The organism is Rhodobacteraceae bacterium LMO-JJ12 (assembly GCA_021555075.1).
GTDB lineage: Bacteria > Pseudomonadota > Alphaproteobacteria > Rhodobacterales > Rhodobacteraceae > JAKGBX01.
This window is the reverse complement of record JAKGBX010000001.1, coordinates 993,978-1,008,936: the sequence shown is the minus strand read 5'-3', so window position 1 is coordinate 1,008,936 and position 14,959 is coordinate 993,978. Positions and strand designations below refer to the sequence as shown.

General features: G+C 61.9%; 14 protein-coding genes and 1 tRNA gene. 11 read left to right on the top strand and 4 right to left on the bottom strand.

Annotated features, from left to right (window positions below; translation table 11 throughout):
* Nucleotides 1-28: 28 nt before the first annotated feature.
* The gene (locus LZG00_04840) at nt 29-973 is read right to left on the bottom strand and encodes an NAD(P)-dependent oxidoreductase (protein ID MCF3593320.1); all 945 of its coding nucleotides are present in this window, start codon (nt 971-973) and stop codon (nt 29-31) included.
* Nucleotides 974-1,269: 296 nt separating this feature from the next.
* Between LZG00_04840 and LZG00_04835 the strand changes: the two genes are divergently transcribed.
* The 3 genes from LZG00_04835 (at nt 1,270) to LZG00_04825 (ending at nt 3,672) form a co-directional block, all read left to right on the top strand.
* A complete protein-coding gene (locus LZG00_04835; protein MCF3593319.1) occupies nt 1,270-1,725 on the top strand; it encodes a hypothetical protein in 456 nt (151 codons plus the stop codon).
* 100 nt (nt 1,726-1,825) lie between these two features.
* Nucleotides 1,826-2,737, top strand: coding sequence for a pirin family protein (locus LZG00_04830; GenBank protein ID MCF3593318.1), 912 nt, complete (start codon nt 1,826-1,828; stop codon nt 2,735-2,737).
* A gap of 215 nt (nt 2,738-2,952) precedes the next feature.
* On the top strand, nt 2,953-3,672 hold the full coding sequence (locus LZG00_04825) for an NAD(P)H-dependent oxidoreductase (GenBank protein MCF3593317.1): 720 nt from the start codon (nt 2,953-2,955) through the stop codon (nt 3,670-3,672).
* A gap of 102 nt (nt 3,673-3,774) precedes the next feature.
* On the opposite strand, the gene LZG00_04820 is transcribed toward LZG00_04825, so the two are convergent.
* Both LZG00_04820 and LZG00_04815 read right to left on the bottom strand, forming a co-directional pair.
* Nucleotides 3,775-4,926: an FAD-binding oxidoreductase gene (locus LZG00_04820; protein MCF3593316.1), complete on the bottom strand. Its 1,152-nt coding sequence runs from the start codon at nt 4,924-4,926 to the stop codon at nt 3,775-3,777.
* A gap of 234 nt (nt 4,927-5,160) precedes the next feature.
* Entirely contained in the window at nt 5,161-5,751 is a 591-nt protein-coding gene (locus LZG00_04815) for a TetR/AcrR family transcriptional regulator (protein MCF3593315.1), read from the bottom strand.
* Between the two features lie 136 nt (nt 5,752-5,887).
* Between LZG00_04815 and LZG00_04810 the strand changes: the two genes are divergently transcribed.
* From LZG00_04810 to LZG00_04790, 5 genes are all read left to right on the top strand, one after another.
* The gene (locus LZG00_04810) at nt 5,888-6,190 is read left to right on the top strand and encodes a hypothetical protein (GenBank protein ID MCF3593314.1); all 303 of its coding nucleotides are present in this window, start codon (nt 5,888-5,890) and stop codon (nt 6,188-6,190) included.
* Nucleotides 6,191-6,278: 88 nt separating this feature from the next.
* Entirely contained in the window at nt 6,279-6,725 is a 447-nt protein-coding gene (locus LZG00_04805) for a DMT family transporter (protein ID MCF3593313.1), read from the top strand.
* Nucleotides 6,726-6,884: 159 nt separating this feature from the next.
* Complete coding sequence (locus LZG00_04800) at nt 6,885-8,171, top strand: homoserine dehydrogenase (GenBank protein ID MCF3593312.1); 1,287 nt, start codon at nt 6,885-6,887, stop codon at nt 8,169-8,171.
* 277 nt (nt 8,172-8,448) lie between these two features.
* Complete coding sequence (gene recJ, locus LZG00_04795; protein ID MCF3593311.1) at nt 8,449-10,197, top strand: single-stranded-DNA-specific exonuclease RecJ; 1,749 nt, start codon at nt 8,449-8,451, stop codon at nt 10,195-10,197.
* A 98-nt stretch (nt 10,198-10,295) separates the two neighbouring features.
* Nucleotides 10,296-10,370 (top strand) — tRNA-Glu (locus tag LZG00_04790).
* A gap of 92 nt (nt 10,371-10,462) precedes the next feature.
* Here LZG00_04790 and LZG00_04785 read toward each other — a convergent pair.
* Complete coding sequence (locus LZG00_04785) at nt 10,463-11,194, bottom strand: GntR family transcriptional regulator (GenBank protein MCF3593310.1); 732 nt, start codon at nt 11,192-11,194, stop codon at nt 10,463-10,465.
* A 186-nt stretch (nt 11,195-11,380) separates the two neighbouring features.
* Here LZG00_04785 and hutI point away from each other — a divergent pair, with 186 nt between their 5' ends.
* From hutI to hutG, 3 genes are read left to right on the top strand one after another with little or no spacing between them, the layout of a single operon-like run.
* A complete protein-coding gene (gene hutI, locus LZG00_04780) occupies nt 11,381-12,580 on the top strand; it encodes an imidazolonepropionase (GenBank protein ID MCF3593309.1) in 1,200 nt (399 codons plus the stop codon).
* On the top strand, nt 12,577-14,106 hold the full coding sequence (gene hutH / locus LZG00_04775; GenBank protein ID MCF3593308.1) for a histidine ammonia-lyase: 1,530 nt from the start codon (nt 12,577-12,579) through the stop codon (nt 14,104-14,106). Before hutI ends, hutH begins: the two co-directional genes overlap by 4 nt.
* Nucleotides 14,103-14,894 carry an N-formylglutamate deformylase gene (hutG, locus tag LZG00_04770; GenBank protein MCF3593307.1) on the top strand — a complete coding sequence of 264 codons (792 nt, stop codon included), beginning with the start codon at nt 14,103-14,105 and terminating at the stop codon, nt 14,892-14,894. Before hutH ends, hutG begins: the two co-directional genes overlap by 4 nt.
* The last annotated feature ends 65 nt before the right edge of the window (nt 14,895-14,959 follow it).

Below are 14,959 nucleotides of genomic sequence, written 5' to 3'. Positions count from 1 at the left end.
ATCGAGGCCTGAAAAAGCGCAGCGCGGTTCAACGCACCACGCTCACCTCATTGCCCCGCTCTTCGGGTTCGTCGTCGATCAGTTCGGCAGGAAAGCCCGGAGAGGTAATCGAAAGACCGGTGGCTTCTTCGAGCCGTTCTATCATGCGATCCGATTGGGCGCGGGTGCCATAGCGCGTCTGGCCGTCGCGCATGAGATCGATGATCATCGGGGAAAGTTCGAGCGGCACGCCATTCCTGTCGGCAATGTCCTGAAACAGGCCAATATCCTTGAGAACAAGATCCATGGTGAAATCGACACAGCGCGAGCCCGACAAGATAAGCTGACTTTCGGTTTCATGAACGAAACTGTTGCCCGAGGACGCCTTGATCGCCTCGTAGGTCACGCCAAGATCCATGCCCGCCGCCGCCATGGTGGTAAGCGCCTCGCAGAGCATCAGAAGGTGCCCGGTGGCGAGATAGTTGGTCATCACCTTGAGGACAGAGGCCGAGCCGAGCGGCCCGGTGTGCAACACGCGCCGCCCCATGATGGTGAGCAGCGGCAGCATGCGCTCGAACGTGGCGCGATCACAGCCTGCAAAGATCGAGATATTGCCGGTGTCGGCGCGGTGACAGCCGCCGGAGACCGGGCAATCGACCGCCGCGCCGCCGCTTGCGATCACAAGTGCGCCAAGGCGTTTGACTTCGGCTTCGTCGGTGGTGGACATTTCCATCCAGATCTTGCCGGGACCAACGTGGGGCAACATTTCGTCCATCACCGCAGCCGAGGCGGCGGGCGATGGCAAACAGGTGATGACTGCGTCGCAATTCTGCATCAAGTCAGCCGGACTGCCTCCAGCCTGCGCACCGCGGGCCACGAAGGCAGACACGAGGTCAGGGTTGAGATCATGCACCGAAAGGTCGATCCCGTTGCGCAGCAGACTGCCCGAAAGTTTACCGCCAACATTGCCCAGACCGATAAAGCCGATTTTCATAGATATTCTCCTTTGATTCAGTCTCCAAAGTGGCAGTTTTCATCGCGCCAAACCGCCCGAATGCGACCTATTGTTTGCCGTCTTTGCGCAGGTTAGCGTGGGAAACATGACTTGGCCTTCCAATTCTCCGCCCCAGCGCGATGGCGGGCTTGAAGTGACGGCGGGTCAGACCCGGTTGCGGTTTCGCCGCCGTCGCTTGATCACAAGCGCGGCAAGCCCGCCGATTGGTGGCGCGTGCGATCTTGTGACGTGTCAGAGGATTTGCTAACCGGCGCGAAAACCGGATGGGCAGAAGAATGACAAAGGTTTCACAACGCCGGTTTCTGACTGGCGCGGCGGATGAGTCGGGCGGGCCGTCTTTGTCCGTATCCCCCGAGCAAAGGCAAATGAGCCGCCCCTTGAGCCTTGTGCGGTTGGCGGGCATCTGCACCCCTGCCCTCGCTCTGATCTGTGGCGCGGCGTATTTTCCGGCGGCCGCGCAGACGCAGAGCCTTGAAGGGCTGAGTTGGGGTGCGCAGAAATGTGTGCTTTATGAAAGCGCCGTGATTGATGCCCTGCAAATGCTGGGGCGCAGCGGTATTCGCGATGAATTCCTTGCCCGCAACGCCGAGTTCATTGAGCACGGATGCGTGGCGAATGACACCATCTGCCCGGAAACGACACGGGAAGTTGACCTGGTCAACCTGCTGACTGTCATGACGATGAACGAAGGCATGACGAGCACATTTGTGCCTTTTGACTGCGCCGACTGAGCAGGCGTGCATTTTTGCACAGTCGCCGTTCGCGCCGGTGGGTTTGGACGCGGGCGGTGGCACGCTATATACTCGTCATAGTCAAGCCAAGGAGGCCGCCATGTCGATCCGACCCACACTTGAGACCCGCAAGGCCATCGCCACAATGGAAGGCGCGGGCGTACAGCTACACCGCGCGTTCGGATTTCAAGATCCGAGCGAACTTGACCCGTTCCTGCTCTTTGACGATTTTCGCAACGACAATCCGGCGGATTATGCGGCGGGTTTTCCATGGCATCCCCATCGCGGGATCGAGACAATCACCTATGTGTTGGCCGGCGAGGTCGAGCATCAGGACAGCCTGGGCAATACCGGCAGTCTTGGGGCGGGTGATGTGCAATGGATGACCGCCGGTTCGGGCATCATGCATCAGGAAATGCCCAAGGGCACCAGCTCTGGCAAGATGCACGGCTTTCAGCTCTGGGGCAACTTGCCCAGCGATCTGAAGATGACGACGCCGCGCTATCAGGACATTCCGTCGGGCGAGATTGCCGAGATCATCGACGATGATGGCACCCGCGTGCGGGTGATCATAGGTGAGTTCTGGGGCAAACGCGGGCCGGTGGATGGCATTGCTGCTGATCCGCAGTATCTGGACATTACCGTGCCTGCGGGGGTCAAGAAGACCTTCCCTGTTGATACCTATCGCCGCGCGTTCGCCTATGTTTTCGAGGGCGCGGGGGCGTTTGTGGATGCCAGCGCGCCAACAGGCATTTTGCTGGAAAAAGAGGTGATGGGGCAGGAGTTGAACATCCGCGATATGAGCGGTGATCGCACCCTGATCCGTTTTGGCAGTGGTGACAAGGTGACGGTGCAGGCGGGTGAGGAAGGTGTGCGGTTTCTGCTTATCTCGGGCGCGCCGATTGCCGAGCCGGTGGCGTGGCACGGCCCGATTGTGATGAACACGCGCGAGGAACTGCGCCAGGCGTTTGCTGACTTGCAGAACGGAACATTTATCAAGCCCGCGCATTGAGGTGGGGGAGGCAGCAACACGTTGCTTGCTTAGATTGCTAGTGTGACGCCTGTGAGGGCAACCTGACAACTGCGCGGCATCGGCTGTTGGATCGCGCGAATTTGGCTCGTCATCTATGGTATGACGGGCCGATAACGCTTTTTCTCTGACCGGAACCGAAGGGGCATCAAGCGGGCGATTTGGTAGCATTAAAGCCACAGGAAGGATCATCTCAAATGACGAAGTTCTCTGACCTTAAAGCGTTGTTCATCAATACATCGCTCAAGCGTGAGCCAAGCGAGAGCCATACCAAGCTTTTGCTGAACGCGTCGGCAAAAATCATGGCGGACGAAGGCGTGACGGTTGAGCATTTGCATATGCTCGATCACCAAATACCGCCGGGAATTTATCCGGATATGACAGAGCATGGTTGGGACAAGGATGATTGGCCCAAGGTTTGGGAAAAGGTTCTGGCGGCGGATATTCTTGTCGTCGGCACGCCTTTGTGGTTGGGCGAGGAATCGTCTGTTTGTCGGGTGTTGATCGAGCGGCTTTACGGTATGTCGGGTGAACTGAACGACAAGGGACAGTCGATTTATTACGGTAAAACAGCCGGTTGCGTGATTACAGGAAATGAGGACGGGATCAAGCATGTCGCAATGTCCCTCGGGTTTGCGATGAGCCATCTGGGCTATACCATCCCGCCCCAGGCCGATTGCGGTTGGATTGGCGAGGCAGGCCCCGGGCCGTCATATGGCGATGAAAAGGACGATGGCAGCCGCGTCGGGTTCGACAACGAATTTACCCAGCGCAACACCACTATCATGACGTGGAACCTGCTCCACTTGGCGCGGATGCTTAAGGAGGCGGGTGGATACCCCAATCAAGGCAATGACCGAAATGCCTGGGACGCGGGCGCAAGGTTTGGCTTTGAGAATCCAGAATACCGCAGTTGATAGGCGGCTATTTTGTTGAGCCAAAGCGTTTCGGTTCATCGTCGTGTCGCAATTTGGACCCGCAGCACAGCGTCAGTGCTCGCCTGATCAGACCACCTGCCGTCAGATCACTGCCTTCTCCATCAGGGGTCGGTTTTCGGCGATGCGGGCATAATCAAATTTGCTCAGATCCAGCCTGCGATATTCTCCATACACCAGCAATTCGGCGGTGGCGCGGCCCATGGCGGGGGCTTGTTGTAATCCATGGCCGGAAAAGCCGTTGAGGAAGAAAAAGTTTTCCACGCGGTCGTGGTGCCCGAGAATGGCGTTGTGATCGAGCGTGTTGAAATCGTAATGCGCGGCCCATTCGCTTTGCACCTTGATCGCCTCGAATTGCGGGATGCGGGTGGCGATGACCGGCCAGATATGCTCCTCCCAGATCGAATGATCCATGGTGAAATCATCAGCGTCCACCGCCGGATCATCGGCGACATACCCGCCAGCCTGATACGTGCCGCCACCATATTCGCGCATGAACACGCCCGAGGGGTCGATGGTGAGCGGCAATTCACGATCGAGCGGCTGGGCGGCGGCGAAAATCCACGTGAAGCGTTTGCGCGGCTCAACCGGAAGGGTGATTGAGGCCATTGCGGCGGTGCGCGCGCCCCGCGTGCCCGATGCGTTGACCACTTGGCCGCAAGCCACCTGTTCGCCCGAGGCGAGCGTGATGCTTTGCACCGCGGTGCCTGCGGCATTCAGGGTCATGTCGGTGACTTCGTTCTGGATATATTCCACGCCGCGTTCGCGCGAGGAGCGGCGCAGCCAGTCAAAGACCGCCGTGGCGTCCCAAAACCCTTCGTCGATCTGATTGAGCGAGCCGAGTTGGATGTCTTCAAGATTATAGAACGGGAATTCGGCGGCGATTTGCTCGGGGGTCAGCAGGCGAGTGCCAGCCCCAGCGGCGGCCTGAATTGCCTGGCAATCGCGCAGGTAGGTGGCGAAGGCGTCGTTGTCGGCCAGATAGAGATAGCCGAAATTCTGGATCTTGAGCTCGGGCACGCGCGGATCGCCGCCCATATAGCTGCGCAGGTTCTTGATGAAATCGGCGGCGAATTGCGAGACATGCACGTTGAGTTCGGTCGAGAACTGCTGACGTATGCAGCTGCTCGACATGGAGGAGGCGGCGAATTCATAGGTCGGGTCGCGTTCGACCACGAGCACGCGACCGTCGAAATCTGTCATCTCGGTCAGGAACCAGGCGGTTGCCGCGCCCATGATCGCGCCGCCAACGATGATGATGTCATAAGTCGCATGGCGCGGCGGCTGGCTGGCAGGTTGGGTCAAGTTCTGGTCTCCGACTGGTGGGGTCCGCCACGCTGATCGCGCGCCCCCGTGCGGCGCGTCGATCCGAAGCCGGACCCGCCCTTTTCAAGCTGGAAATGCGGCGCTGTCAAGTGGGCGGAAAGCCCCTGCCCCTCTGTTTGGGTCCACTTGCTTTGGGGTGCCTTGTTAAGCGGCAGAAACCGATTTGCGCACCATGTCCCAATAAAGCATTTCGACCTCGTCGAGCGACAGGCGACCACCAGCGCGATACCAGGTGTTCACCCCGGTCAGCATGGCAATCACCGCATAGGTGGCGACGCGCGGATCGGATACGGCAAAATCGCCTCTGGCCACGCCGTCGCGCAGGATGGTTTCAAGTTCGGTCTCATATGTGCGGCGCAGCGCTTCGATGTCGGCGAAGTTGTCAGGCGTCAGATTGCGCAGCTCCATATAGGCGATGAACACCTCGTCGGGGCGTTCAATGTGAAAGCGGATGTGATGGCGGGTAAAATCTTCAAGCCGCGCCATGGGCGGCAAATCGCCGGGTGCGTTTGCCCGCGCCGCCAACAATTCGTCCAAGTGGCTGCGCATCAGCTCGAACAACAGAGTTTGTTTGTCGGGGGTGTAATTGTAGAGCGCCCCGGCCTGTAGCCCGACTTCACCCGCGATCTGGCGCATCGAGACGGCGGCAAAGCCGTGGCGTGCAAACAGCGCCAGTGCCGCGCGGCGGATGCGCGGGCCGGTGATATCGGAATGGGAGCCTTGGGTGCGTGCCATGGGGCGACATTAACTGAACAAACGTTCAAATCAAAGCCCATGTCGAGGCGATGTTGCTATGGGTGTCGCTCTGCTGACAAGGCCGCGCTCCAAGCGCGTACTTGCGCCCCTGCCCGCCCTGCGGCATGAGAGAGACATGAAGACGGTTGCGATCATGGCGGGTCTGGTTCTGGCGGCGGCGCTTGCGGCCTGTAGCGATATGCCCGAGTTGAACGGCACGGTGCCTGCACACCTCGAATCCGCCGATTTTCCAGACCTCATTCCGCTGGAGCCGATTTTGGCCGGGGCCGAAGACGTGCAGATCACGGATCAGACCAGCGCAGGGATCGCCGCACGGGTGTCACGGTTGCGCAATCGCGCGGCGCGGCTCAAGCACAGCGTTGTCGATCGCGGCACACGGGCACGGATGCGCGACGGGGTCGCGCCGATCGCAGGCTGAGGCGGGTGTGAAGTTTGCGCTGGCCGAGCCTGCCCTGCGTCTGGTTAAGTACACTCCACCATTGCACCCTGAGAAAAGGAAGACGCAGATGAACACAGCCATTTGGCTTGCACTGCCCGTTGTCATGGCGGGAGGTGCCGCCGCCACCATTCAAGCCCCGATCAATTCGGTGTTGGGGCGGGCTCTGGACAACACGCTGGCAGCGGCCGCGTTTTCCTTTGGGGTGGGCTTTCTGGTCCTGATCTCCCTGACACTGGTGACAAGCGGTCCCGGCTTTCTGCCCCGAGTGGCAAACCTGAGCGCGTGGCAGCTTTCAGGCGGGGCGTTCGGGGCCTTCTATGTCTGGTCGGCGCTTTGGGGGGTGCCGATACTGGGTGTGGTCACGCTGGTTTCGGCGATGGTTCTGGGGCAAATGCTTGTGGCGTTGCTGATTGATAGCTTCGGGCCATTCGGATTGCAGGTGCGCGAGTTGTCCGTGCAACGCATTGTGGCCGTCGTTCTTGTCGCGGCGGGGCTGATCCTGTCGCGCTTCTGAGCAGCGCCTATTGTGGGCAAGAATAGAGGCTGTGGTGTGGGCTTTTCGCAGAAAAATCGTGTGATCGGTCGAATTTGGCCCGCATTGCCGCGTTGCAAGTGAAGCGCGTGCAAGCTACATCGCAATTCCGAACCGATAGGCCAAGAACGGAGATCCGAGATGACTGAACCCTTGCGACTGGGCATTGCCGGATTGGGCACCGTGGGCGTCGGTGTGGTGCGGATCATCCGCCAGAAAGCCAACCTTCTGGCGGCGCGGGCGGGGCGCCCCGTGGTCATTACCGCCGTATCGGCGCGCAGTCGCGACAAGGATCGCGGCGTGAACCTTTCGGATTATGCCTGGGAGGATGACCCCGTCGCATTGGCCATGCGCGATGATGTCGATGTCTTTGTTGAGCTGATGGGGGGCAGTGATGGGCCCGCCAAAGACGCCACCGAGGCGGCGATTGCCTCGGGCAAGGATGTTGTCACCGCCAACAAGGCGATGTTGGCCCTATTCGGTCAGGAACTGGCCGAGGCGGCAGAGGCCGCCGGGCATGTGATCCGCTTTGAGGCGGCCGTGGCGGGCGGTATTCCGGTGGTCAAGGCGCTGACCGAAGGGTTGGCGGGCAATGAGGTCACCCGCGTGATGGGCGTGATGAACGGCACCTGCAATTATATCCTGACCCGGATGCAGGGGGCGAACCTGACCTATGGCGAGGCCTTTGCCGAGGCCGACGGGCTGGGCTATCTCGAAGCCGACCCGACCCTAGACGTGGGTGGGATTGATGCCGGGCACAAGCTGGCGTTGCTCAGTGCAATTGCCTTTGGCACAAAGGTGAATTTCGACGGGGTCGAGTTGGAAGGGATCGGCGAGATCACCATCGAGGACATCCATCAGGCCGCCGACATGGGATACGCCATCAAGCTGTTGGGGGTGGCCCAGCGCACCGGGCGCGGGCTGGAACAGCGCATGAGCCCTTGTCTCGTGCCTGCCGATTCGCCGCTGGGGCAGCTTGAGGGGGGTACCAACATGGTGGTGCTTGAAGGCGACCATGTGGGCCAGATCGTGCTGCGGGGCGCGGGCGCGGGCGAAGGCCCGACAGCCAGCGCCGTGTTGGGTGATGTGATGGATATTGCGCGCGGCACGAGGGTGAGCACCTTCGGCAAAAAAGCCGTCGAGTTGGAAGAGGCCACCCCGGCCAAGGGCGCCACCCCGGCCCCGTATTATCTGCGCATGGTGTTGCAGGACAAGCCCGGCGCGCTGGCCAAGATCGCCACTGTGCTGGGGGAGGCCGGTGTGTCGATCGACCGGATGCGGCAATATGGCCATGACGACACTTCGGCGCCGGTGCTGATCGTCACCCACAAGATCCAGCGCAGCACGCTCGACGAGGCGCTGGCGGCGATGCAGAACACCAACGTGTTGTTGGGACGTCCCGTGGCCTTGCGGATCGAAAGCGTCTGAGGGCTTGGCAAAGACAGGGCGCGACCGGGCGGGTGCGTGAAGCCCGTAAGGGACCATGAGAGCCACTGGGGGCCGGAGCGCGCGACTGGCGGGGTCGGAAGGGCGGCTGGACATGTTGCGTGACGGGGGCAAGCCCTGCGCACTACGGTAACAAACGGGGGCCAGCCCCCCGCACCACAGTAACAATCGGGGGGCCAGCCCCCCGCACCACAGTAACAAGCAGGGGGCCAGCCCCCCGCACCCCCCGGGATATTTCCGGTCAGAGGAAGGGTTGGATGTGAGTTTTCTTGGGGTCGAGACATCGCTGAGCGGGCGGCAATGGCTGGGGCCCGGGGTTGAGCTGGATCGTGCGGCAGAGGCTTTGGCGCAGGAGAGCGGGCTGGAACGTGCAGTGGCGCAGGTATTGGCGCGCCGCGGGGTCGGGGCAAATGACGCAGCGGGGTTTCTGGCACCCAGCATTCGCGAGTTGTTGCCCGATCCGCGCGACTTGAAGGATATGGAACGCGCGGCGGAGCGGTTCTTGCAGGCCGTGGCGCGGCGCGAGCGGATTGCGATTTTTGCCGATTATGATGTGGACGGCGGGACATCGGCCGCGCTGTTGCTGGATTGGTTGGCGCAATCGGGACAGGCTGCAACGCTCTATGTGCCGGATCGGATCGAGGAGGGGTATGGCCCGAATGTGCCGGCCATGCAGGCACTGGCACGTGATCACGATCTGATTGTCTGTGTCGATTGCGGCACTTTGAGTTTTGAGCCGATTGCCGCCGCGAAGGGCGCGGATGTGATCGTGCTCGATCACCACCTGGGCGGTGAGACCTTGCCCGATGCCCTGGCCGTAGTGAACCCCAACCGACAGGACGAGAGCGGTGATCTGGCGCATCTTTGTGCGGCGGGTGTGGTTTTTCTGATGTTGGTCGAGGTCAACCGGCAGCGACGCGAGGCCGGGGGCGGCAACGGCCCCGACCTGATGGCGATGCTTGACCTGGTGGCGCTGGGCACGGTGGCGGACGTGGCGCCGCTTGTCGGGGTGAACCGGGCGTTTGTGGTGCAGGGATTGAAGGTGATGGGGCGGCGCTTGCGGCCCGGGCTGGTGGCGCTGGGCGATGTGGCGCGGATGGACAGCGCGCCTTCGGCCTATCATCTGGGGTTCTTGCTGGGACCGCGGGTGAATGCCGGGGGGCGGATCGGCAAGGCCGATCTTGGTGCGCGGCTTTTGGCGACGCGCGATGAAGCCGAGGCGCGCGCCATGGCCGAACGGCTGGACCAGCTCAACACCGAGCGGCGTGAAATCGAAGAATCAGTGCGCGCCGCCGCCATGGCGCAGGCCGAAGAGCGCGGCTTTGATGCGCCGTTGGTCTGGGCAGCGGGCGAGGGATGGCACCCCGGCGTTGTCGGTATCGTGGCCTCAAGGCTGAAAGAGGCGGCAGGGCGGCCTGCGGTGGTGATAGGGCTGGAGGGTGACGAGGGCAAGGGCTCGGGGCGATCGGTTTCGGGCATTGATTTGGGCGCGGCGGTTCAGAGGCTGGCCAGTGAGGGATTGTTGCTTAAGGGCGGCGGTCACAAGATGGCCGCCGGGCTAAGCGTGGCGCGTGAGCGGCTCGACGACGCGATGGCGCGGCTGTCGGAGTTGCTTGACAAACAGGGGGCCGGCGCGCTGGGGCCGAGGGCACTAAGGTTGGATGGGGCGTTGATGCCCGGCGCGGCCAGTGTCGAGATGGTCGAGCGGCTGGAGGCGGCCGGTCCTTACGGGGCGGGCGCCCCTGCCCCGCGTTTTGGTTTTCCCGACATGCAGATCAATTTCACCAAGCGGGTCGGCGAAAGTCACCTCAAGGTGACCTTTGGCGACGGGATGGGTTCCAAGCTCGATGCGATCTGCTTTGGGGCTTATGATGGCGCATTGGGTCCGGCGCTTGAAGCCCATGGTGGCGCGCGGTTTCACCTTGCCGGTCGGCTTGAGCTGAACCATTGGCGCGGGCGGGTGAGCGTGCAGTTGCGGCTGGAGGATGGCGCGCGCGCGGGCGCGTGATCGGGCTAGGACGACCGCCTCGGATTTCTTTGCATCGGGCGAAAATTCTGCTTGCGCCGGGCGCGCGCTTTTCTTAGAAGCGCCACACGGCTGGGCATGCCCCGTTCGTCTATCGGTTAGGACGCCAGGTTTTCAACCTGGAAAGAGGGGTTCGATTCCCCTACGGGGTACCAGCTGTTCCCAAACATTGCTTGAAGTTGGCGCGGCGCCACGCGTGAGCCGCCAAAAGCCATGCGGTCGATCCGCCGTGCGGAGCCGTGGGCGTTCAACTCACCAGCGGCGAAACCAGCCGGTGCCCCGGGCAATACCACAGGTGCACGGCAGTCACAGGACGGGATTCGCCCCAGGTGGTGCGTTCGAGAACCAGAACCGGCGTGCCTTTCGCAAGATCAAGCAGGGATGCTTCTGCCTCGCCGCAGGCGGCGGCGGAAATGGCCAGTTCGCCACCGGTATAGGGCGCGTTTTCCAAAAGCCATTCATTGGCGCTTTGCTTGGAGAAATCGGCTTCGATTGCCGTAGGGGCGGCGGCAAGGTTGATCCAGCGGTCTTCGAGCACATAGGGCCGCCCATCAGAGAGGTGAACGGCAAGCACATGCAGCGCAGGCGTATCTGCACCATCGCCCAAGGGCTTTAGTGCATCACCGATGGGGCGAGGCGGGGCGGATTGAGTGACGGAGATGAGCCGATAGCCATAGCGGTGGCCCTGATCCTCAATCTCGGTGCGGATCAAGGGGATCTCAAACACCGCGCGCCCCACCGGATAGAGCGCGACACGCGTGCCGGATTTGCGTTTGCGTTCAAGAATACCGGTTTCGGCCAAAGCGCGCAGGGCGCGGTTAACCGTGGTGCGCGCGCAGCCAAATTCGGTTGCGAGATCGGCCTCGTTCGGGATCGATTCGCCGGGTTTCCAGACCCGCGCACGAATGCGGCGCAGAACTTCGTCCTGCACCGATTGCCAACTGGTGCGCCGAGGCGACGAGGGATCGGGCGCATTCACGGCGCATACCCGGCGGTTTTGGCGGTGCCGAGACGGGGCGCTGTTGTCTTGACGATGATATCACGCGACCAGCCCGTGGGGGTCAGCGCCAGATCTTCTTGCAAGTTGGGCATGTGGCTTTTTGTTGACTCCGCATTAAGTGCATACATAATAATCAATCATCGCTCCTAAACAAGGCCGATTCGAATGCTTTTAACCAATTGCAGCATTGCAACCATGCAAGATGACAAGGCCTATGGGCTGATCCCCGAGGGCGCGATCGTGGTGCGCGCAGGCGAGATTATGTGGGTCGGGTCGGAAGCGGATTTGCCCGCCGAATACAGCGATATGACAAGGCGCGACCTGGACGGGCGGTTGATCACGCCCGCGCTGATCGATTGTCACACTCATCTGGTTTTTGGCGGTGACCGGGCGCGCGAATTCGAGATGCGCCTGAACGGGGCCAGCTATGAAGAAGTGGCGCGGGCCGGAGGCGGGATCATTTCGACCGTCAAGGCGACGCGGGAGGCCAGCGAAGACGCGTTGGTGGCGAGCGCCCTGCCCCGGCTGGATGCGATGCTGGCCGAGGGGGTGACAACGGTCGAGGTCAAATCGGGCTATGGGCTAGACCCTGAGAGCGAATTGAAGATGCTGCGCGCGGCGCGACGGTTGGGAGAAATGCGCCCGGTGCGCATCGTGACCACCTATCTCGGGGCACATGCGGTGCCGCCGGAATATTCCGGGCGGGGGGATGCCTATGTTGACGAGGTTTGCATTCCGACGCTGAAGGCGGCGCACGCGCAAGGATTGGTCGATGCGGTCGATGGCTTTTGCGAAGGCATCGCGTTTTCGCCAGAGCAGATTGCCCGGGTGTTTGATGCGGCCAAGGCCTTGGGCCTGCCCGTGAAACTTCATGCCGAGCAATTGTCAAATCTGGGCGGCACAACCCTGGCGGCCGAATATGGCGCGTTGTCGGCGGATCATGTGGAGTATGCCACAGAGGCGGATGCCGTGGCGATGGCGCGTGCGGGCACTGTGGCGGTTCTGTTGCCCGGCGCGTTCTATACGCTGCATGAGACACAGGCACCGCCGGTGGCGGCATTTCGCGCGCATGGCGTGGCGATGGCTTTGGCCACCGATGGCAATCCGGGTACTTCGCCGATGTTTTCACTGCTTTTGACGCTGAACATGGGCTGCACGCTGTTTCGGCTTACGCCAGAAGAGGCGCTACGCGGAATTACGCAGCATGCGGCGCGCGCGTTGGGATTGAACGACACGGGCGTTATTGCCCCCGGCAAGCGCGCCGATCTGGCGGTTTGGGATGTGAAACACCCAGCCGAGTTGGCCTATCGAATTGGTTTCAACCCGCTTCATATGCGGATTTTCAACGGCGAGGTAACAGCATGATCTTGACGCCACAAATGGCCACATTGGCCGAATTGGAAACCATCTGGCGCAGCGAATGCGCGGTGACGCTGGACCCGTCGTCGGCCGAGGAAATTGCCGCCTCACACGCCATGGTGGCCGAGGCGGCGCGCGGCGAGACGCCGGTTTATGGCGTCAATACCGGCTTTGGCAAACTGGCGTCGATGAAGATCGCGGCGAAGGACACCGAGGCGTTGCAACGCAATCTGGTGTTGTCGCATTGCTGTGGCGTGGGGGCCGCGTTGGACCGTGCGACCGTGCGGCTGATGATGGTGTTGAAGCTCTTGTCGCTGGGCCGGGGGGCGTCGGGGGTGGCGCCGGGGACGGTGCGGCTGATCGAGGCGATGCTGGACGCGGGCGTGACGCCGGTCATTCCGGATCAGGGCTCGGTTGGGGCGTCGGGTGATCTCGCCCCGCTGGCGCATATGGCAGCGGCGATGATCGGCGAAGGCCGTGCAGTGTTTGACGGCACCGAAATGTCGGGCGCCGAGGCCTTGGCCAAGGCCGGGCTGGCGCCGATCACCTTGGGCGCGAAAGAGGGCTTGGCGCTGATCAACGGGACACAGTTTTCCACGGCATGCGCGTTGGCCGGGCTGTTTCGGGCCTGGGCTAATTTGCGCGCCGCGATTGCGGTCTCGGCGCTCTCGACCGATGCGATCATGGGATCGACCGCGCCCCTGGTGGCGGAAATCCATGAATTGCGCGGACAACCCGGGCAGATCGAAGTGGCGGCAGCGATGCGGGCATTAATGGAGGGGTCGGACATTCGCGAGAGCCACCGCGAGGGAGATACCCGGGTGCAAGACCCCTATTGCATCCGCTGTCAGCCACAGGTGACGGGCGCGGCGCTGGATCTTTTGCGCTTTGCCGGGCGCACGCTTGAAATCGAGGCCAACGCGGTGACGGATAACCCGCTGGTTCTGGCCCGCGAAGGGCGGATCGTTTCAGGCGGGAATTTCCACGCCGAGCCGGTGGGCTTTGCCGCCGATCTGATCGCGCTGGCGCTGGCCGAGATCGGCGCGATTTCGCAGAGGCGTGTGGCGTTGATGGTGGACCCGACGCTGAGTTTTGATCTGCCGCCATTTCTGACGCCGGAGCCGGGGCTGAATTCAGGGTTGATGATTGCCGAAGTCACGACCGCCGCGTTGATGAGCGAAAACAAGCATCTGGCCAATCCCTGCACCACGGATTCGACGCCGACATCGGCCAATCAGGAGGACCATGTGAGCATGGCGGCAAATGCCGCGCGTCGGCTTGGGCGGATGAACACCAATCTGGCAAGGATCATCGGGGGCGAAGCGCTCTGCGCGGCGCAGGGCGTTGAGTTTCGCGCACCGCTAACCACCAGCCCGGATTTGCGCGGCGTGATTGCACGGCTGCGCGCGCAGGTGCCGACCCTTGAGCAGGATCGTTACCTCGCCCCCGATATCGAAGCGGCGGCCGAGATGGTGGCAGAAGGCGGGCTGACCGAGGGGTTGGCGTTGCCCGAATTGGGAGCGCGCGCATGACTCCGGTTGATGTAACGCAGGGCGAAGGGGCGATCATTCTGGGGCTGCCACATTGCGGGACGTGGTTGCCCGAGGGTGTGGGCGAGACGATGAACGAGCGCGGGCGCGCCCTGCCCGATACGGATTGGCATGTGGATCGGCTCTATGACGGGCTGCTGCCTGGCGTGACCACGGTGCGGGCCAATTTCCACCGCTATGTGATTGATGCCAACCGCGACCCTTCGGGGGCCTCGCTCTATCCGGGGCAGAACACCACCGATCTTGTGCCGATGAGCGACTTTGACGGCGCGCCGATCTGGATCACGCCGCCCGATGCCGGCGAAGTCGAGCGACGCAAACAGTATCACGCGGCGTATCATGCAGCACTGGCGGCAGAGATTGAACGAGTGCGCAAGCTGCATGGCGTGGCGATCCTCTATGATTGCCACTCAATCCGGTCGCGCATTCCGCACCTGTTCGACGGCGTCTTGCCCGACTTCAATATCGGCACCAATTCCGGGGCCAGCTGTGCGCCGGAAATCGAACGCGAAGTGCAAGAGATTTGCGCCGCTGCGCCCGGATTTTCCTCGGTTCTGAATGGCCGTTTCAAAGGCGGCTGGACAACGCGCCACTATGGTCGCCCCGAGACCGGCGTTCATGCGATCCAGATGGAATTGGCGCAATCCACCCATTTGCAGGACGAGAATGCTGGCTGGGACTATGCGCCCGAAAAGGCAGCGCGGCTTCGCCCGCATTTGCAGAAGATCCTTGAAAATCTGGCGGATATTGCGGGCAGTTTGAAGGCGTAGGAGCCAAGTTATCTGGGCGCGTTTCAAATATTATCCACAAGGCGCAGTTTTGAATGCGCCGCAAG